The 18,145-nt window shown below is 35.0% G+C and carries 21 protein-coding genes; all 21 read left to right on the forward strand.

The window, feature by feature from the left end; all coding sequences use genetic code 11:
- Positions 1-10 precede the first annotated feature (10 nt).
- The 21 genes from panD to EDC58_RS08160 all read left to right on the forward strand — a co-directional run bounded on the left by panD (position 11) and on the right by EDC58_RS08160 (position 18,143).
- Complete coding sequence (gene panD, locus EDC58_RS08060; RefSeq protein ID WP_123353003.1) at positions 11-385, forward strand: aspartate 1-decarboxylase; 375 nt, start codon at positions 11-13, stop codon at positions 383-385.
- Positions 385-672 carry a YbaB/EbfC family nucleoid-associated protein gene (locus EDC58_RS08065; RefSeq protein WP_123353004.1) on the forward strand — a complete coding sequence of 96 codons (288 nt, stop codon included), beginning with the start codon at positions 385-387 and terminating at the stop codon, positions 670-672. The genes panD and EDC58_RS08065 overlap by 1 nt, the downstream gene beginning before the upstream one ends.
- Entirely contained in the window at positions 669-1,562 is an 894-nt protein-coding gene (locus EDC58_RS08070; RefSeq protein WP_123353005.1) for a DUF7488 domain-containing protein, read from the forward strand. The genes EDC58_RS08065 and EDC58_RS08070 overlap by 4 nt, the downstream gene beginning before the upstream one ends.
- Positions 1,563-2,399 (forward strand): polyprenyl synthetase family protein, encoded by an 837-nt coding sequence (locus EDC58_RS08075; RefSeq protein ID WP_123353006.1) that lies wholly within the window; start codon positions 1,563-1,565, stop codon positions 2,397-2,399.
- Positions 2,396-2,698: a nucleotidyltransferase family protein gene (locus tag EDC58_RS08080; RefSeq protein ID WP_123353007.1), complete on the forward strand. Its 303-nt coding sequence runs from the start codon at positions 2,396-2,398 to the stop codon at positions 2,696-2,698. Before EDC58_RS08075 ends, EDC58_RS08080 begins: the two co-directional genes overlap by 4 nt.
- Positions 2,688-3,023: a HepT-like ribonuclease domain-containing protein gene (locus EDC58_RS08085; protein ID WP_123353008.1), complete on the forward strand. Its 336-nt coding sequence runs from the start codon at positions 2,688-2,690 to the stop codon at positions 3,021-3,023. The genes EDC58_RS08080 and EDC58_RS08085 overlap by 11 nt, the downstream gene beginning before the upstream one ends.
- The gene (tkt, locus tag EDC58_RS08090) at positions 3,023-4,891 is read left to right on the forward strand and encodes a transketolase (protein WP_211325243.1); all 1,869 of its coding nucleotides are present in this window, start codon (positions 3,023-3,025) and stop codon (positions 4,889-4,891) included. The genes EDC58_RS08085 and tkt overlap by 1 nt, the downstream gene beginning before the upstream one ends.
- On the forward strand, positions 4,888-5,988 hold the full coding sequence (locus EDC58_RS08095; RefSeq protein WP_123353009.1) for a pyridoxal-phosphate-dependent aminotransferase family protein: 1,101 nt from the start codon (positions 4,888-4,890) through the stop codon (positions 5,986-5,988). Before tkt ends, EDC58_RS08095 begins: the two co-directional genes overlap by 4 nt.
- 3 nt (positions 5,989-5,991) lie before the next feature.
- Positions 5,992-6,810, forward strand: coding sequence for an ATP phosphoribosyltransferase regulatory subunit (locus EDC58_RS08100; protein WP_123353010.1), 819 nt, complete (start codon positions 5,992-5,994; stop codon positions 6,808-6,810).
- A complete protein-coding gene (locus EDC58_RS08105) occupies positions 6,803-8,044 on the forward strand; it encodes an adenylosuccinate synthase (protein WP_123353011.1) in 1,242 nt (413 codons plus the stop codon). The genes EDC58_RS08100 and EDC58_RS08105 overlap by 8 nt, the downstream gene beginning before the upstream one ends.
- Positions 8,041-8,460, forward strand: coding sequence for a flagellar export protein FliJ (locus tag EDC58_RS08110; protein ID WP_123353012.1), 420 nt, complete (start codon positions 8,041-8,043; stop codon positions 8,458-8,460). The genes EDC58_RS08105 and EDC58_RS08110 overlap by 4 nt, the downstream gene beginning before the upstream one ends.
- A complete protein-coding gene (locus tag EDC58_RS08115) occupies positions 8,450-8,893 on the forward strand; it encodes a Sua5/YciO/YrdC/YwlC family protein (RefSeq protein ID WP_123353013.1) in 444 nt (147 codons plus the stop codon). The genes EDC58_RS08110 and EDC58_RS08115 overlap by 11 nt, the downstream gene beginning before the upstream one ends.
- A gap of 1 nt (position 8,894) precedes the next feature.
- Complete coding sequence (locus tag EDC58_RS08120; protein ID WP_123353014.1) at positions 8,895-9,353, forward strand: hypothetical protein; 459 nt, start codon at positions 8,895-8,897, stop codon at positions 9,351-9,353.
- Complete coding sequence (galE, locus tag EDC58_RS08125; protein ID WP_123353015.1) at positions 9,350-10,351, forward strand: UDP-glucose 4-epimerase GalE; 1,002 nt, start codon at positions 9,350-9,352, stop codon at positions 10,349-10,351. Before EDC58_RS08120 ends, galE begins: the two co-directional genes overlap by 4 nt.
- A complete protein-coding gene (locus EDC58_RS08130; RefSeq protein WP_123353082.1) occupies positions 10,348-11,517 on the forward strand; it encodes a nucleotide sugar dehydrogenase in 1,170 nt (389 codons plus the stop codon). The genes galE and EDC58_RS08130 overlap by 4 nt, the downstream gene beginning before the upstream one ends.
- A 2-nt stretch (positions 11,518-11,519) precedes the next feature.
- On the forward strand, positions 11,520-12,563 hold the full coding sequence (locus EDC58_RS08135; RefSeq protein ID WP_123353016.1) for an NAD-dependent epimerase: 1,044 nt from the start codon (positions 11,520-11,522) through the stop codon (positions 12,561-12,563).
- Positions 12,564-12,573: 10 nt separating this feature from the next.
- Complete coding sequence (locus tag EDC58_RS08140; RefSeq protein WP_123353017.1) at positions 12,574-13,848, forward strand: nucleotide sugar dehydrogenase; 1,275 nt, start codon at positions 12,574-12,576, stop codon at positions 13,846-13,848.
- Between the two features lie 158 nt (positions 13,849-14,006).
- A complete protein-coding gene (locus EDC58_RS08145) occupies positions 14,007-15,374 on the forward strand; it encodes a mannose-1-phosphate guanylyltransferase/mannose-6-phosphate isomerase (RefSeq protein WP_123353018.1) in 1,368 nt (455 codons plus the stop codon).
- A complete protein-coding gene (locus tag EDC58_RS08150; protein ID WP_235823206.1) occupies positions 15,374-15,811 on the forward strand; it encodes a GDP-mannose mannosyl hydrolase in 438 nt (145 codons plus the stop codon). The genes EDC58_RS08145 and EDC58_RS08150 overlap by 1 nt, the downstream gene beginning before the upstream one ends.
- 1 nt (position 15,812) lies before the next feature.
- Positions 15,813-16,991, forward strand: a complete 1,179-nt coding sequence (gene gmd / locus EDC58_RS08155) for a GDP-mannose 4,6-dehydratase (RefSeq protein WP_123353020.1) — start codon at positions 15,813-15,815, stop codon at positions 16,989-16,991.
- 9 nt (positions 16,992-17,000) lie between these two features.
- Positions 17,001-18,143 (forward strand): GDP-L-fucose synthase family protein, encoded by a 1,143-nt coding sequence (locus EDC58_RS08160; protein ID WP_123353021.1) that lies wholly within the window; start codon positions 17,001-17,003, stop codon positions 18,141-18,143.
- Positions 18,144-18,145: the final 2 nt, after the last annotated feature.

The following is an 18,145-nucleotide window of genomic DNA, read 5'->3' on the forward strand; positions in this document are numbered from 1 at the left end:
AGGTTTAAAAATGACAATTGAAATGCTTTATAGCAAAATCCATAGAGCCACTGTAACGGATGCCAATTTGAATTATGTTGGCTCCATTACTATCGATGAAGAGCTTATGGAAGAAGCTAATTTATTTGTCGGCCAAAAAGTCGATATAGTAAATATAAATAACGGAGAGAGATTTTCCACTTACGTAATCAAAGGCGAAAGAGGAAAAAGAGACATCTGCCTAAACGGTGCGGCGGCAAGAAAAGTTCATCCGGGAGATAAAATTATTATTATCGCATATGCGAATATGACGCTTGAAGAAGCAAAAAAATTTAAGCCGGCTGTCGTTATTGTCGATGATAATAACAACGTAATTGAAAAAACAACCTATTTACAGGAGGGGTAATGTTCGGAAATATCGATTTAAACGAAATGATGCAAAAACTGCAAGAGCAACTTCAAGAAGCGGACAATAAAACATATACCGCAAAAAGCGGCGGCGGGCTTGTTGAGGCTACGGTTAACGGAAAATTCGAAGTTATAGATATTAAAATTGACGATTCTTTGCTTGAAGATAAAGAGTCTCTTCAGATTTTGCTTATGAGTGCGATTAACGATGCGATTAAAATGGCAGTTGATGATAAAAAAGCGCAAGCGATGAATATGTTCGGAGGAATGAATTTAGGACAATGAAAAAACTTTTTTTACTAATACCGCTCTTTGCTTTTGCTCTGAATCTTGATTTTTCCGCGTGTTATAAGAAATTTTCTTTCATAAAATATTCAATCCCCGTTTCTAAAACAAAAAGCGTAACTTTTTATAAACCTAAAAAATATATTTATTACGACCCTTTTACGGGGCTATATGTATTTAGAAATTCGAATGCGAAAGTCGTAAAATTTTATGAAAATCCCAAACTCGGCTGGTGGATGGCGGGGATTAAGCAAAACGGAGTTTATGCTGGCAGCTATGCAAAAGCTCCTATTTTTTTAAATATGGGAGAGCTTAGTGTAAAAGCACCTAAGACTGCGGTAGTAAGCGATCTTTTTTGTAGAGCCTACGGAGTGGCAAACGGCTTTTTTATGCCGAGCAGTTATCTTTTACATTTCGTAAAATACGGATATTGGGGAGATGTCGGTATTGATGTCGATGAAGATATGGTCGTAAAATATGTCGATCCTTTCTATGCAAAAGGAATAAAACCGGGAGATAAAATCCTAAAAATCAATCTAAAACCGGCAAATCCTAAAACTTTTACGAAATATGTTATATTGAATAAAGTAGGAAGAGCCGTTACCATCAAGACAAGAAGAGGCGTTTATGTTTTGAGTGTTAGAAAAAAGATATATAATTTTACGCCTTTGATGCATTTCGGGATATATGTGGATAAAAATTTGTATGTAAAACTGCCGCCGAAATATAAAAATAAATTTTTTGCAAACAAACCGATAAAAATCTATGCGATTAATTCAAAAAGAGTTTATTCTTTTGAACAATTAAAACGAGTGTTTTCGTATAACAAAAATGTTACAATTACGTTTATACAAAACGGACTTAAAGTTAAAATTCCACTAAGGAAATAAATGGAAGAGTTTATAAAAAACAATCTGATAAAAGCGGAATCTTTTCACCCGTATTACGAAAAAGCTCTTAATGAGATGTTATTAGCCGGAGGTAAAAGATTCAGACCGAAACTCCTCTTATCGGTCGTAAAAGCCTATAATCCTCTTCTTTTAGAAAATGCCAAATACGCGGCTTTTGCGCTTGAGCTTATTCATACTTATTCTTTAATTCACGACGATTTGCCTGCTATGGATAATGCGGACCTAAGACGCGGACATCCGACTCTTCATAAAACATATGACGAAGTTACTGCTATTTTGGTAGGAGACGCCCTAAATACTTACGCTTTTGAAGTCTTAAGCAAAGCTCCTATGCATAACGACGTAAAAATAGAGCTGATAAAAATATTGGCTCAAAACGCGGGGCCTGCTGGTATGGTGCTTGGGCAGGCGATAGATTGTTATTTTGAAGATAAAAAGCTGAATTTGGAAGAATTAAAAACACTTCATCTAAACAAAACCGCAAAACTCATAGCCGCAAGTCTTCAAATGGGAGCTGTTATAGTAAATAAACCCGAACTTGCCCAAAAGCTTTATGATTTCGGACTGAAACTCGGACTTTTATTTCAAATACAAGATGATTTGCTTGATTTGCTTGATAGTGAAGAGACGGGTAAAACCACGGGAGTCGATACTAATAAAAATACTTTCGTAACACTCTTAGGCGAAGAAGAAGCAAAAAAAGAAGCCGATAAACTTGCGAGTGAGCTTTCAAACGAACTTGATTCTTTTGATGAGAACTTAAAAACGGAACTTAAAAAACTTCTTGATAATTATCTTTTTAGGCATAAAAGATGAGCATTAAAGATGAAGTTTTAAGATACATAAAAGAAAACAAAAATCGTTTTGAAAAAGAGTACGGAATAAAAAAAATATATCTTTTCGGCAGTGTTGCAAGAGGCGAAGATAATGAAAATAGCGATATCGATTTGATGGTTGAATTTGATACCGATAAAAATATAACGATTTTCGAATTGATGATGTTTGAAGAAGAAATGAAAAACAAATTCGGTAGAAAAGTGGATGTTGCGACTAAGGATATGTTAAAGCCGATAGTTTATAATTACGTTCAAAAAGATTTGCTAAATGTTAAATAGGGATAAAGAGCTTTTTTTACGTGATATAATTGAGAGTATCGATGCTATTCATATTAAAGGGTATGAGTTAGAAGATTTTAAAAATGACAGAAAAACGTATCAAGCTGTAGTGAAAGAATTTGAAATAATAGGTGAAGCAACGAAAAACGTTTATGAGTTGTTAAAGGAAAAATATCCGAATTATCCGTGGAGGTTGATAATTGATTTTAGAAATAAATTAACCCATGAATATTTCGGAGTGGATTTTGTATTGATTTGGAATACGATATTTTTAAAATTACCTGAATTGAAACAGATGATAGAAAAACTAATAAAGGAGCTTTAATGGATTTACAAATGAAAAAAAAGATGGCCGATACGATAAGATTTTTAGCGGCTGATATGGTGCAAAAAGCAAATTCGGGTCACCCGGGAGCGGCTTTGGGGCTTGCCGATATTATGGTGGAACTTAGCGAAGTTATTAATATCACTCCTCATAATCCTCAGTTTATCAATAGAGACAGAATCGTTTTTTCAGGCGGACACGCAACGCCTCTAATATACTCTATGCTTTATTTGTGGGGATATGATATTTCTCTTGATGATTTGAAAAACTTCAGACAACTCGGAAGCATTACTCCGGGACACCCTGAATACGGTCATACTCCGGGAATCGAAGTAACTACGGGACCTCTTGGACAAGGTGTCGCAAACGCCGTAGGTTTTGCGATGGCTAAAAAATTTATGCATAAAAAATTCCCTGAAATAGACCATAAAGTTTGGTGTTTGTGCGGTGATGGTGATTTGGAAGAGGGAATTTCTTATGAAGCTTGCAGTATTGCCGGAAGTCTCGGGCTTGAAGATTTGATTATTATTTACGATAGCAATAATATTTCGATTGAAGGGGAAGTGGAGCCTGTATTTAAAGACGATATTAAAAAAAGATTCGAAGCTCAAAACTTCAGAGTGCTTGAAATGAACGGGCACGATTACGAAGAGATTTCAAAAACTCTAAAAGAAGCGTTAAAAAGTGACGGCAGACCGACTCTTATTATTGCAAAAACCATTATTGCAAGAGGTGCTGTAGGGCTTGAGGGTAGCGAAAAAACTCACGGTGCTCCTCTTGGAGAAGAAGTTATCAAAAAAAGTAAAATCGCAGCAGGATTCGACCCTGAAAAGACGTTTTTCTTACCGGATGACGTGCTTGTTAGATTCAGATGTGTAAAAGAAAGAGGCGAACTTTTGGAAAAAGAGTGGGAGAAAAAAGCAAGAGTTGATGAAATTAAAGCCTTTTTCGAAAAAGATTTCTCAAAAATCAAATGGCCTGAATTTGAAGAGGGAGCGAGTATCGCTACAAGAAAAAGTAACGGAGAAATTTTAAACGCTATTGCAAAAGCGATTCCGAGTTTCCTTGGAGGAAGTGCGGATTTGGCGCCGTCAAACAACACTTGGCTAAAAGACGAAGACAAATTCCCTCACGGAAGAAACGTACAATTCGGGATTAGAGAACATGCGATGGCGGCTATTAACAACGCTTTTGCGGCATACGGATTTTTGCCTTATGCGGCAACATTCTTGGTGTTTAGCGATTATCTAAGAGGAGCTCTTAGAATCGCGGCTCTTAGCAGTCATAAAAACTATTGGATTTTCACTCACGATAGTATCGTAGTCGGAGAAGACGGACCTACTCATCAACCTGTAGAGCATATTACGTCTCTTAGAGCTATTCCGAATCTTTATGTTTTCAGACCGGCGGATGCGAATGAAAACGTAAATTGCTGGAAAGCGGCTTTAGATATCGACGCACCGGTTGCTTTTGCACTTAGCCGCCAAGGTTTGAAAAACATCACACCTAAAAACGCGGATGTAAGCAGAGGTGCTTATTTGTTAAGAGACGGCGATGAAAAACTGACGTTAATAGCAAGCGGCAGTGAGGTTAATTTGGCTATGGAAGTAGCGGAAAAACTTAACGCAAGAGTTGTTAGCGTGCCGTGTTTCGAGCTTTTTGATAAGCAAAATAGCGAATTTAAAAAAGAGCTTTTAAAAGGAAGAGTGGTAGCAATCGAAGCCAATAGAGGATTCGAGTGGTATAAATATGCCGATGAGGTAATCGGAATGGAGACTTTCGGTGCAAGCGGCAAAGGGCCGGAAGTTTACAAACACTTCGGTTTTGATGCAGAGACTATAGCAAATAAAATAAAGGGTGAAAAATGATATTGGCAACTCCGGGACCTGTTGAAATTCCTCTTTTTGTAAGAGAGACGTTTCTTAAAGAAACGATTCATCACAGAACGCCTGAATTTAAAGAGATTTTGCTTGAAGCGCTTGAGAGATTCAAAAAAATTACGCACCTACCAAACGCGGTGTTTTTAAGCAGCTCGGGTACGGGTGCTATGGAAGCTGCGGTAATAAACAGCGTAAAGAAAAAAGCTCTAACTATTAATGCCGGAAAATTCGGTGAGAGATGGGGCAAAATCTGTGAAGCTCACGGAATCGAATTCAAAGAGATAAAATACGATTGGGATACTCCGGCAAGCGTTGATGAAGTGATAGCTGCTATCGAAGAAGACAAAGATATCGATACGTTTTTTATTCAAATTAGTGAGAGTGCCGGCGGACTTAGACATCCCGTAGAAGAAATCGCAGCCGAAATTAAGCTGATAAACCCTGATATTGTCGTTGTTGCGGACGGGATTACCGCTCTTGGCGTTGAAGATATCGATACGAGCAATATCGATATTGTAATCGGAGGAAGTCAAAAGGCGTTTATGTTGCCTCCTGGTCTTGCGATGCTCGGGCTTAGCGATAAAGCTGTGGAGAGAATCGGCAAGGGAAGAGGATTTTATTTTAACCTCGCAAACGAAATTAAAAAACAAAAAGAAGGTACGACGGCATTTACTCCGGCTACGAGTTTGATTATCGCATTAAATGAAGTTATGAAAAAATTAGAAGAAATCGGTCTTGATAAACATTACGAAACCACTGCAAAAAGACACAAAGCCGTAATTGCCGCCATAGAAGCTATAGGACTTAGTATTTTCCCTCAAGTTCCGGCACTTTCGATGGCTGCCGTATATTTTGAAAAAGCCGAAGAGCTTAGAAAAATCCTAAAAACGAAATACGAAGTAAACGTAGCGGGTGGTCAGGATTTTATGAAAGGTAAACTGTTTAGAATCAACAATATGGGACTTATTGAGGATTATAAAATGGAGCATATTCTAAATAGCGTCGAGCTTGCTCTTGACGAGCTTGGTATCAGAAAATACGACGCTACGGCCGTAAAAGTTTACAGCAATGAAAAATTAAGGTAAAAAATGATATTCGCACACGATATTCCGGACGGAGCTAAGCTCTATTTCGGTAAAAAAGCCAAAATAAAAAGAGAAATCGAACACATTGCGAGTGAAGTGTTTGAAAACGAAGAGTATGAAGAGATTGTAAGTCCTTATTTTTCATATCATCAGCTTGAAGCGTTGAGTGAAAAAGAGCTTATCAGATTTACGGATAGAGAAAACAGAAGTGTCGCTTTAAGGGGAGACAGCTCTATCGATATCATCAGAATTGTTTTAAAAAGACTAAAAAGCGAAGCGAAAAAGTGGTTTTACATTCAACCTGTTTTTCGCGCTCCTTCTACCGAAATCAATCAAATCGGTGCCGAGTGGCTTGAGGGAAATATCGAGGATGTTTTGAATACGAATATCAATATTTTAAACAGACTCTCAAAAAAATATCCTCTAATCCTCTCTCATATTCAAATTCCAAAAGAAGTTTGTAAATTAACGGGACTCGATATCGAAGATATTAAAAAAATGAGAATTTATAAGTTTGAAGAACCTTGGTTAAAAGAGCTTTTGAAAGTTAATAGTATCGAAGATTTGGAAGATTTAAGCAAATATCCTCAAAGTATCGCCGAGTCTTTGAAAGAGCTTAAAAAGGTAGCTAAAGAAGTAAATTATGATATCATTTTAGCGCCGCTTTACGTTGCGAATTTGAGATATTATACCGGCGTGTTTTATAGATTTATCAATAAAAACGACGTAATAGCAAAAGGCGGTGAATACGTTGTAGAAAGCGTAAAAAGCGCCGGATTTTCAATATATACGGATAATCTTTTAAAGGATTTGGATGATTGATTTAATAGTTGGGCTTCAATGGGGTGACGAAGGTAAAGGTAAAATAGTCGATTTGGTAGCGAAAAATTACGATATCGTAATAAGAAGCCAAGGCGGACACAACGCCGGGCATACGGTAGTTGTGGACGGAAAAAAATACGCTCTACACCTGCTTCCAAGCGGCGTATTAAACAAAAACGCTACGAACGTAATAGCAAACGGAGTTGTCGTATATCCTCCTCAGCTTATAAAAGAGATTAAAAATTTCGGACACGATATCAAAAAAAAGCTTTTGATTTCCGATAAAGCTCATATGATTTTGGACCACCATATAGCAATAGACCAGGCAAGAGAGAAACTTAGAGGCAAAAACGCAATCGGAACCACAGGTAGAGGTATCGGACCTGCATATGCCGATAAAATCGCAAGAGTCGGCGTTAGAATGGGCGAGCTTAAAAACATTCCTAAACTTATTGAAAAGTTAGAGCACTATTATGAGATGAACAAAGGGTATTTCGATTATTTGGGTATAGAAATACCAAGCCGCGAAAAGCTTGAGAGTGAATTAAAAGAATGGCAAGAAGAGCTTGGAGAACTTATAGTGGATACTACGAAATATCTTTGGGATAACTTTGATAAAAATATGCTTTTAGAGGGTGCTCAAGCTACGCTTCTTGATATCGACCACGGGACTTATCCTTATGTTACAAGCTCCAATACAATTGCAAGCGGTGCTTTGACGGGTAGCGGTATTCCGCCAAAAAGACTTAATAAAGTAATAGGAATCGCAAAAGCTTATACTACGCGTGTCGGAAACGGACCTTTTCCTACGGAAGATTTAAGTGAGAGCGGAGATAAAATAAGAAAACAAGGTGCGGAGTTCGGGACTACTACAGGTAGACCAAGACGCTGCGGGTGGTTTGACGTAGTGGCTGCAAGATATGCGGTAACTCTAAACGGATGTGACGAAGTGGCTATTATGAAACTTGATGTTTTAGACGGCTTTGATAAGGTTAAAGTTTGCGTTGCGTATGAAAAAGACGGAGAAGTAATCGATTATTTCCCAAGCGACCTTGATGGAGTGAAGCCTGTATATGTAGAGCTTGAGGGCTGGGATAAAAGCGCTCATGTTAGAAATTGGGACGATTTACCTCAAAATGCGAAAAAATATATAGAATTCTTAGAGGAAAAAATCGGTACTAAAATCAAATACGTCTCAACCGGAGCCGAAAGAGACGCGACAGTTATTAGATGAAGACGAAATTTGATAGCGTAGTCAAATTAAAAAAACAGCAAGTCGAAAAAATCCAAAACGATATCCAAAAAATAAACAAAGCCGTTTTGGAGCTTTCGTCTAAAATAGAGGAGCTAAAAGCTTCTCTTATGCAACTCACTCTCCCAAAAAGCGGGAGCTTTTCCAAAATTACTCAAATAAACACCCAAAAAACACTTCTTAGAAACGAAATACAAAACCTCCAAAACCAAATAAACATCCTAAATAACAGAAAAAACGAATTGTTAGAAGAGCTTAAAAAAGCAAGAATCGAATATGAAAAGATGAAATATCTCCAAGGCGAAGAGATAAAAAAACAGCTAAAAGAGATTAAACTTAAAGAGTCAAGAGAAATGGATGAAATAGCTATTCTTTTAAGGAATCAAAATGAATCCTGAAAAAATCTATTTGACTCAAACCGATACGACGGTCGGTTTTTTGTCTCAAAACAAAAAGAGACTGAACGAATTAAAAAATCGTCCTTTAAATAAACCCGTTTTAAGAGAAGTTGATTCTTTAAAAACCTTAAGAAAATTTGTAAGAGTCCCGAAAAAGTTTAGAAAAAGGGTCAGAAGAGCGGAAAAAACGACTTTTATCTATCCGAACTCAGAGAGTTTTAGAGTTGTAAAAGATAAAAATCATCTCGAGTTTTTAAAAAAATTTTCGTGGATGTATTCTACTTCGGCAAATTTACACGCCAAAAAGTTTGACGAAAAATGGGCTAAGAGCGTCGCCGATGTGGTTGTCGAGAATAAAAACGGGCTTTTTGAGGGAGAAGCTTCAAAAATTTATAAAATTTCAAAATCAAAAATCAAAAAAATAAGAGGTTAATATGAAAAAAATTATTTTGTTTTTTATAGGGGTGCTTTTTTTTGCGGGTTGTAGCGTAAAGACAACTCCGGTGTATGTGACTTTTAAGTCTCCGAAATTAAAAATATCCGACCAAGGTTTTTTAAAAGAAGGTCCGGGATATAAAGAATTTGAACTTTATAAAGGAGGAGTCGGATATAAGCTCACACTCAAAAACTCAGTAGTTTGCATAAACGGGCAGTGTATGGATAAGGGAAAATTTATAAAAGAGTATTTGGGAGAAGAGTATCCGAGCGATTTCTTTGACAAAGTGATAGAAGGAAAACCGATTGAAAACTTTGGTAAAATTATAAGAAAGGGTGATGGTTTTATCCAAAAAAAAGGGAATATTTTATATAGTGTAAAAAAGAACGGTGTTTTATTTAAAGATAAATCTAAAAATATCATTTTATTAATAAAAAAACTAAGGGAGAAAGGATGAATATATTAATCACGGGCGGAGCCGGATATATAGGAAGTCATGTAGTTAAATTATTGCTTGAAAACACTGATAGTGATGTAACGGTGATAGATAATTTGGTTACGGGATTCGAATCGACAATAGATGAGCTTAAAAAAATAAGGGATTTTGATTTTATAAAAGCCGACCTTAGCAATTGGAATGAAATCGAAGGCATTTTTAAAGCAAGAAAATTTGAGGCGATTATTCATTTTGCGGCTTCTTTGATTGTTCCGGAGAGTGTTGAAAATCCTCTTAAATACTATCTTAATAATACGGCAAATACTGCAAATCTTGTAAAACTCGCGAATGATTACGGAGTAAAAAAGTTTGTTTTTTCTTCTACGGCGGCAACATATGGCGAGCCTGATATCAGTGAGATAGGGAATGGAATAAAAGAAGATTTTCCTACAAATCCTATTAATCCGTACGGTCAAAGTAAGCTTTTTAGTGAAAAGATAATTCAAGATACCGCAAAGGCGAATCCTGAGTTTAAATATGTGATATTTAGATACTTTAACGTAGCAGGTGCGGCTCCTGATTTAAGTATCGGTCAAAAGACTAAAAATGCTACTCATTTAATCAAAGTGGCAAGTGAATGTGCTTGTGGAAAAAGAGATGGAATGTATATATTCGGGACGGATTATCCGACACCTGACGGGACTTGTATAAGGGATTATATTCACGTAATGGATTTGGCTGATGCTCATATCAAAGCGCTTGAATATTTGGAAAATAACGAAAGCGATATTTTTAACGTTGGATACGGAAAAGGTGCGAGCGTAAAAGAGGTGATTGATACGGTAAAAAAGGTTAGCGGAGTTGATTTTAAGGTACAGGACGCTCCAAGACGTGCGGGAGACCCTGCTATGCTTATTTCAAATTGTGATAAAATTAAACAAAAAATGAATTGGACTCCTAAATATGACGATTTGGAGTTTATTTGTAAAACCGCTTATGAATGGGAGAAAAAAATATGAAAATTGCAATTGCGGGAACGGGATATGTAGGGCTTAGCAATGCCGTACTTTTAGCTCAGAATAATGAAGTAGTGGCACTTGATATAGTGCCTGAAAAAGTGGAGCTTATAAATAAAAGAATAAGTCCTATAGAAGATAAGGAAATTACTGAGTTTTTTCAAAAAAAAGATTTGAATCTAAAAGCTACGACGGATAAAAAAGAAGCATATGAAGGGGCGGAATACGTAGTAGTAGCGACTCCGACAGATTATGACCCGGTTACTAATTATTTCAATACCAAATCGGTCGAGAGTGTAATAAAAGATGTAATAGAAATAAATCCTAAAGCTACAATCGTAATCCGTTCAACTATTCCTATCGGATATACTGAAAGAATAAAGAAAGAGTTTAACTATGAAAATATATTTTTCGTACCTGAATTTTTAAGAGAGGGGAAAGCTCTTTTTGACAGTCTGTATCCGAGTCGTATAATTGTCGGAGAAAAATCCACAAAAGCCGAAATATTCGCAAATCTTTTAAGAGACGGGGCTTTTAAAGAGACAATTCCTATTTTATTTACGAATAATACCGAAGCCGAAGCGATAAAACTTTTTGCAAATACCTATCTTGCGATGAGAGTGAGCTTTTTTAACGAGCTTGATACGTTTGCCGAAATGAAAGGTCTTAATACAAAAGAGATAATCGAAGGTGTTTGTCTTGACCCTCGAATCGGGAATTATTACAATAATCCGAGTTTCGGATACGGAGGATATTGTCTGCCAAAAGATACGAAACAACTTCTTGCAAATTATACTCTTGAAAATATTCCGCAAAGACTTATCGAAGCTATAGTGGATAGCAATACTACAAGAAAAGAGTTTATAGCAAAAAGAGTGCTTGATAAAAACCCTAAAGTTGTAGGGGTTTACAGGCTAACGATGAAAGCCGGAAGTGATAATTTCAGAAGCAGTGCTATATTCGATGTAATGGAGATGCTAAAACCTTTTGTAAAACTTATCGTATATGAACCGATGGCAAAGGGTGATGAAATTGAAGGTGTTGAGTTTGTGAATGATTTTGAAGAATTTGTGAAAAAAAGCGATGTTATTTTGGCAAACAGAATTGATGAAAAACTTCAAAAACACAAAGAAAAAGTATATACGAGAGATATTTATAGCAGGGATTGAGTATGAAAATATTAATAACAGGAACAGCCGGATTTATCGGATTTCATTTGGCAAACAGACTTCTTGAGCGTGGTGATGAGGTAGTAGGTCTTGATAATATAAACGATTATTATGATGTAAATTTGAAATACGGTAGATTAGAACAAGCCGGAATTGATAAAGATAAAATAGAATATGGAAAAGTTGTAGAGAGCAAAAAATATCCGAATTATAAATTTATTAAACTAAATCTCGAAGATAAAGAGGCTGTTGATAAACTTTTTAAAGAAGAAAAGTTTGATAAAGTCTGTCATTTGGCGGCACAAGCCGGAGTTAGATATTCTCTTACAAATCCGGATGCTTATATTCAAAGCAATATCGTAGGACATATGAATATTTTAGAAGCTGTGAGACACAATGGGGTAAAAGCTTTAAGTTATGCAAGTAGTTCGAGTGTTTACGGGCTTAATAAAAAGCAGCCTTTTTCGACTGACGACAACGTGGACCATCCTATAAGCCTTTATGCCGCGACGAAAAAAGCGGATGAGCTTATGAGCCATACTTATTCGTATCTTTATAATATTCCGACTACGGGTCTTAGATTCTTTACCGTATACGGACCTTGGGGAAGACCCGATATGGCTCTTTTTAAGTTTGTAAAAAATATCCTTGAAGATAAACCTATTGATGTTTATAATTATGGAAATATGCAGAGAGATTTTACGTATATAGATGATATTATCGAAGGGGTAGTGAGGGTTATTGACAATTCTCCAAAAGGAAATCCAAACTGGGACGGGCGACCGAGTGAGAGCGTAGCGCCTTATAAAATTTATAACATTGGGCGCGGTAAGCCTGTAAAACTTATAGATTTTATAGAAGCTATTGAAGAGACTCTCGGGAAAGAAGCCAAAAAAAATCTGCTTCCGATGCAACCCGGAGACGTACCGAGTACTTGGGCTGATACGAGCGCACTTGAAAAAGAACTCGGTTATAAACCGAAAGTGGATGTAAAAGAGGGAATTAAAAAGTTTGTTGATTGGTATAGATGGTTTTATAAAGTTTAAAGGAAAACATTTGAAAAAGATTTGTATAATAGGTTTAGGGTATGTAGGACTTCCGCTTGCTGTTGCATTTAGCGAAAAATATGATGTCATAGGTTTTGATATATCCGAACAAAGAATTAAAGAGCTAAATTCGGCCTATGATAGAACTCTTGAAGTTAGTGAAGAAGAGTTAAAAGCAGCACTTGATAGAGGAATAAAATTTACAAATAAACTTGATGAAATTAAAGATGCGAATGTTTATATAGTAACCGTACCGACTCCTATAGATAAGCATAAAAATCCTGATTTGAATCCTTTACAAAAAGCGAGTGAGTCAGTCGGAAAAGTACTTAAAAAGGGCGATATCGTAATATACGAATCTACAGTATTTCCAGGATGTACCGAAGAAGTTTGCGTACCTATTCTTGAAAAGATGTCAGGACTTAAGTTTAATGAAGACTTTTTCGTAGGATATTCACCTGAGAGAATAAATCCGGGAGATAAAAAACATACCGTTAAAAAAATACTAAAAGTCACTTCAGGAAGCACACCTGAAATCGCAAAAGAGATAGATAAAATATACGCTTCTATTATAGAAGCGGGGACTCATCTTGCTCCTTCGATAAAAGTAGCAGAAGCTGCAAAAGTAATAGAAAACGCCCAAAGAGATATCAATATCGCTTTTGTAAATGAACTTGCACTTATATTTGATAAGCTTGGAATCGATACAAAAGCGGTACTTGAAGCTGCGGGTACTAAATGGAACTTTTTAAAATTCAATCCCGGACTTGTAGGAGGGCATTGCATAGGAGTCGACCCGTATTATCTTACATATAAAGCAAAAGAGATAGGATATCATCCTGAAATAATATTAGCGGGTAGAAGACTTAATGACAATATGGGAATATTCGTTGCAAATAAACTTGTTAAATTAATGATACAAAAAGGCCATACGATAAAAGGCTCGAAGGTTTTGGTGCTTGGTATTACTTTTAAAGAACACACGCCGGATATTAGAAATAGTAGAGTTATTGATGTAATAAAAGAATTAAAAGAATTTGGTATGGAAGTTGATGTTTTCGATCCTTGGGCCGATGAAGATGATGTTAAAAAAGAGTATGGGTTCGGATTGATAAATAAAAAAGATATGAATATCGAAAATTATGACGGAATAGTACTTGCGGTTGCTCATAAAGAATTTAAAGATTTGGAAGACTCTATTAAAAAAGCAAAACAAAATTCAAATCTTGTAGTTTATGATATTAAAAGTTTTTTTGATGAAAATATAATTGACGGTAGATTGTGATATTAAATAAAAATGAATTTTATGATAAAATTTCATAACATGTTTTAGGGAAAGGGAAAAAGGGGGAGTTAGCTTCAATTTGCTTCGAAGTGCTCCTCTTTATAGTAAATTATTTATTAATTCGTTGTTTATTTTATTTTTAATGTTTGGGAGAGAGGATGAAAAACGTCATATTATGTGGAGGGAGTGGAACTAGGCTTTGGCCGTTGAGTAGGACACTTATGCCAAAGCAGTTTTTGAAATTATTTGAAGAAAAGAGTTTATTTCAAAAAACGATAGATAGAAATAGTGAATATTGTGAAAAGTGTATAATTATTTCTAATATAGAACAATATTTTATTGCTTTGGATCAACTTGAAGAGATTAATAATAAAAAATTTAATATTAAAAATACTGTGTTTTTACTTGAAGAAATTGCTAGAAACACTGCCCCGGCAATAGCATTTGCAGCACTTGAAAGTGATGAAGAAGAGATTCTTTTTGTTACACCGAGTGATCATTTGATAAAAGATGAGGATAAATATAAAGAGGCTATAGAAAAAGCAAAAGAACTTGCTGAAAAAGATTATTTAGTAACTTTCGGTATTACCCCGAGTGAACCTCATACGGGATATGGGTATATTGAAGCAAATGGGGAAGATGTAATAAAGTTTCATGAAAAACCAGATTTAAAAACGGCTCAGGAATATTTAAAAGAAGGGAATTATTACTGGAACAGCGGAATGTTTATGTTTAAAGCCGGAATTTTTTTAGATGAGCTTAAAAAACATTCTCCTGAAGTTTACGAGGAAGTATTAAAAAGCTACGAAAAAAGACAGACAATAGGTAAGAATCAGATAAGACTAAAAGAAATGCAAAATATTCCTGATAAAAGTATAGATTATGCTGTAATGGAAAAAAGTGACAAAATAAAAGTAGTTCCAAGTGAATTTGACTGGAACGACGTGGGAAGTTTTGACTCTTTAATCGAGGAGATTTCTTCACAAGAAGCAATTGAAATAGATTCAAAAAATAACTTTTACTATAAAGATAATCCTAAAAAAGTTATATCCACTATCGGACTTGAAGATTTTATAGTAGTGGATACAAGAGATGCTTTACTTATCGCTAAAAAAGGATTGTCTCAAAAAGTAAAAGATGTTGTAAAAGTATTAAAAAGTAAAGAAAATGAAATTACTCATCATCATACTATAGTGCATAGACCATGGGGTGTTTTTGAAAATCTTATTGATGAAAACGGATATAAAATAAAAAGAATAATTGTAAAACCAGGAAAAAGATTGTCTCTTCAAAAACATTTTCATAGAAGTGAACATTGGGTAGTGGTAAGCGGTACGGCTGAAGTACAAGTAGGAGATAAAACTTATTTAGTAAGGCCAAATGAATCAACTTATATAAAAATGGGAGAAATACATAGGCTTTCAAATCCTGGAAAAATTCCGGTAGTATTAATTGAAGCTCAAGTTGGTGAATACACAGGTGAAGATGACATAGTGAGAATTGAAGATGATTTTAAGAGGGTATGATGAGGGTAAGTAGTGAAATATTTGAATGTATTGTAAAACATACACCATTAGTTTCAATAGATTTTATTATAGAAAATGATGGAAAAATTTTACTTGGAAAAAGAGTAAACGAACCTGCAAAAGGATATTGGTTTACAATAGGCGGAAGAATTTATAAAAACGAAACAATCAAAAATGCTCAAAAAAGGATTCTAAAAGAAGAGCTTAATTACGAAGACGAATTTAATCCTGAGTTTATAGGTATATTTGAGCATTTTTATGATACGGGATTTAATGGAATAGAAACGCATTATGTCAATATTGCTTATAAACTAAAAAATATAAACTTAATAGAACTTCCAAAAGTTCAGCATAATGAATATAAATGGTTTGGTTTAGACGAGTTACTAAATGCCAAAGATGTACACGAATACGTAAAACAATATTTTAGGAGTTAGAATGAGTAAGAAAAAAGCATTAATAACAGGGATTACAGGTCAAGATGGGAGTTATTTAGCAGAGTTGTTGTTGGAAAAAGGGTATGAAGTTCATGGAATAAAAAGAAGAACTTCACTTTTTAATACGGATAGAATAGATCATTTATATAAAGATCCTCATGAAGAAGATGTAAATTTCTTTTTGCATTATGGAGATATGACAGACAGTATGAACCTAACTAGAATTATTCAAGAAGTTCAACCGGATGAAATATATAACTTAGCAGCTCAGTCACATGTAGCGGTAAGCTTTGAAGAGCCTGAATATACGGCAAATGCTGATGGTATTGGGACACTTAGAATACTTGAGGCAGTAAGACTTCTAGGACTTACAGATAAAACAAAAATATATCAAGCGTCAACTTCAGAGCTTTATGGGCTAGTACAAGAAGTACCTCAAAGTGAAAAAACACCTTTTTATCCGAGAAGTCCTTATGCGGTAGCTAAACTATACGCTTATTGGATTACAGTAAATTATAGAGAAGCGTATAATATGTTTGCTGTTAATGGAATTCTTTTTAATCACGAAAGTCCAAGAAGAGGTGAGACATTTGTAACCAGAAAAATTACAAGAGGTATGGCAAGAATCCTTTTAGGACTTGATAAAAAGCTATATCTTGGAAATCTAAGTGCCAAAAGAGACTGGGGACATGCAAAAGATTATGTAAGAATGATGTGGATGATACTTCAGTATGAAAAACCTGAAGACTGGGTAATAGCTACTGGTAGAACTACAGAAATTAGAGAATTTGTAAGACTTACCGGAAAATATTTAGGTCTTAATATAAAATTTGAGGGTGAAGGTGTTGATGAAAAAGGAATAGTAGAAGGTATAAATGAAGAAAAATTACAAGAAGTTTTAAAAGAGGCAAATGTTTCTCATCCTGAGAGTATAATAGAGCATGCAAAAAGTTTAATCGGAAAAGATATTATTAACGTAGACCCGAAATATTTTAGACCGACAGAAGTAGATTTACTTCTTGGTGATGCGACAAAAGCTAAAGAAAAGCTTGGATGGGAACCGAAAATTACTCTTGAAGAGATGACAAAAGAAATGGTAGAGAGTGATTTAAAAGAAAACTATCAAGAACTTGTTCTTAAAAAATGCGGATTTGAAGTACCAAGCAGTTGCGGTATTTAAGGGGTTAAAATGGATAAAAACTCAAAGATTTATGTGGCCGGCGGTACTGGACTTGTAGGAAGTGCTATTATTAGAAAGCTTAAAGAAAAAGGATATAAAAATATTGTATCTACTTATCATAACAGAAAACCAATAGATAATGAAGTAGAATGGCATAAACTTGATTTAACAAATCAAGAAAATGTAAAAGACTTTTTTGAGAGTGTGAGACCTGAATACGTTTTTCTTGCCGCGGCAAAGGTTGGGGGAATAGTTGCAAATAATACTTACAGGGCTGATTTTATATACGAAAATCTCCAAATCCAAAATAATGTAATTTATAACGCATATAAATATAATGTAAAAAAACTGATGTTTCTTGGAAGCACCTGTATTTATCCAAAAAATTGTCCTCAGCCTATAAAAGAAGAATATCTTTTAACGGGTGAACTTGAATATACAAACGAACCTTATGCAATAGCAAAAATTGCCGGGATTAATATGTGTGAGAGTTTTAATCTTCAGTACGGCACAAACTTTATATCTGTAATGCCTACAAATCTTTACGGAGAAAATGATAATTTCGACCTTGAAAAATCTCACGTATTACCGGCACTTATTAGAAAGATACACCTTGCAAAAGCACTAAGTGAAGAAAACTTTGATGAAATAAGAAGAGATTTAAATAAAAATCCAATAGAAAACATAAGTGGAAATGCAAGTGAAGAAGACATCTTAAAGATACTAAAAAAATACGGAGTTACTAAAAATCAAGTAGAAATCTGGGGAAGCGGAAAGCCAAAAAGAGAATTTTTATATTCTGATGATATGGCAGATGCGTGTGTGTTTTTAATGGAAAATGTGGATTTTAAAGATATTGTAAACATACATTATGGCAAAAACACTACATGTGACATTACCGAATACAAAACCAAAGAAATCAGAAAAACTCAAATAAATATAGGAACAGGAAAAGATATAAGCATAAAAGAACTTGCAGAAATGATAAAAGACATTATTGGATTTAAAGGTGAGTTTTATTTTAATACATCAAAGCCTGACGGAACTATGAGGAAAGTTACTGATGTTAGTAAACTTCATTCTCTTGGGTGGAGACATAAAGTTGAGCTAGAAGATGGTATTAAAAAAATTTATGAGTGGTATAGGAAGTAATA

It is taken from the genome of Caminibacter pacificus (genome assembly GCF_003752135.1).
Lineage (GTDB): Bacteria > Campylobacterota > Campylobacteria > Campylobacterales > Nautiliaceae > Caminibacter > Caminibacter pacificus.

Coding starts and splice junctions, on each gene's coding strand:
- EDC58_RS08145 (WP_123353018.1), top strand. CDS start 14,007: ATGAAAAACGTCATATTATGTGGAGGGAGTGGAACTAGGCTTTGGCCG.
- EDC58_RS08065 (WP_123353004.1), top strand. CDS start 385: ATGTTCGGAAATATCGATTTAAACGAAATGATGCAAAAACTGCAAGAG.
- EDC58_RS08070 (WP_123353005.1), top strand. CDS start 669: ATGAAAAAACTTTTTTTACTAATACCGCTCTTTGCTTTTGCTCTGAAT.
- EDC58_RS08080 (WP_123353007.1), top strand. CDS start 2,396: ATGAGCATTAAAGATGAAGTTTTAAGATACATAAAAGAAAACAAAAAT.
- EDC58_RS08095 (WP_123353009.1), top strand. CDS start 4,888: ATGATATTGGCAACTCCGGGACCTGTTGAAATTCCTCTTTTTGTAAGA.
- EDC58_RS08115 (WP_123353013.1), top strand. CDS start 8,450: ATGAATCCTGAAAAAATCTATTTGACTCAAACCGATACGACGGTCGGT.
- EDC58_RS08075 (WP_123353006.1), top strand. CDS start 1,563: ATGGAAGAGTTTATAAAAAACAATCTGATAAAAGCGGAATCTTTTCAC.
- EDC58_RS08160 (WP_123353021.1), top strand. CDS start 17,001: ATGGATAAAAACTCAAAGATTTATGTGGCCGGCGGTACTGGACTTGTA.
- EDC58_RS08100 (WP_123353010.1), top strand. CDS start 5,992: ATGATATTCGCACACGATATTCCGGACGGAGCTAAGCTCTATTTCGGT.
- gmd (WP_123353020.1), top strand. CDS start 15,813: ATGAGTAAGAAAAAAGCATTAATAACAGGGATTACAGGTCAAGATGGG.
- tkt (WP_211325243.1), top strand. CDS start 3,023: ATGGATTTACAAATGAAAAAAAAGATGGCCGATACGATAAGATTTTTA.
- galE (WP_123353015.1), top strand. CDS start 9,350: ATGAATATATTAATCACGGGCGGAGCCGGATATATAGGAAGTCATGTA.
- panD (WP_123353003.1), top strand. CDS start 11: ATGACAATTGAAATGCTTTATAGCAAAATCCATAGAGCCACTGTAACG.
- EDC58_RS08135 (WP_123353016.1), top strand. CDS start 11,520: ATGAAAATATTAATAACAGGAACAGCCGGATTTATCGGATTTCATTTG.
- EDC58_RS08105 (WP_123353011.1), top strand. CDS start 6,803: ATGATTGATTTAATAGTTGGGCTTCAATGGGGTGACGAAGGTAAAGGT.
- EDC58_RS08150 (WP_235823206.1), top strand. CDS start 15,374: ATGAGGGTAAGTAGTGAAATATTTGAATGTATTGTAAAACATACACCA.
- EDC58_RS08085 (WP_123353008.1), top strand. CDS start 2,688: ATGTTAAATAGGGATAAAGAGCTTTTTTTACGTGATATAATTGAGAGT.
- EDC58_RS08110 (WP_123353012.1), top strand. CDS start 8,041: ATGAAGACGAAATTTGATAGCGTAGTCAAATTAAAAAAACAGCAAGTC.
- EDC58_RS08120 (WP_123353014.1), top strand. CDS start 8,895: ATGAAAAAAATTATTTTGTTTTTTATAGGGGTGCTTTTTTTTGCGGGT.
- EDC58_RS08130 (WP_123353082.1), top strand. CDS start 10,348: ATGAAAATTGCAATTGCGGGAACGGGATATGTAGGGCTTAGCAATGCC.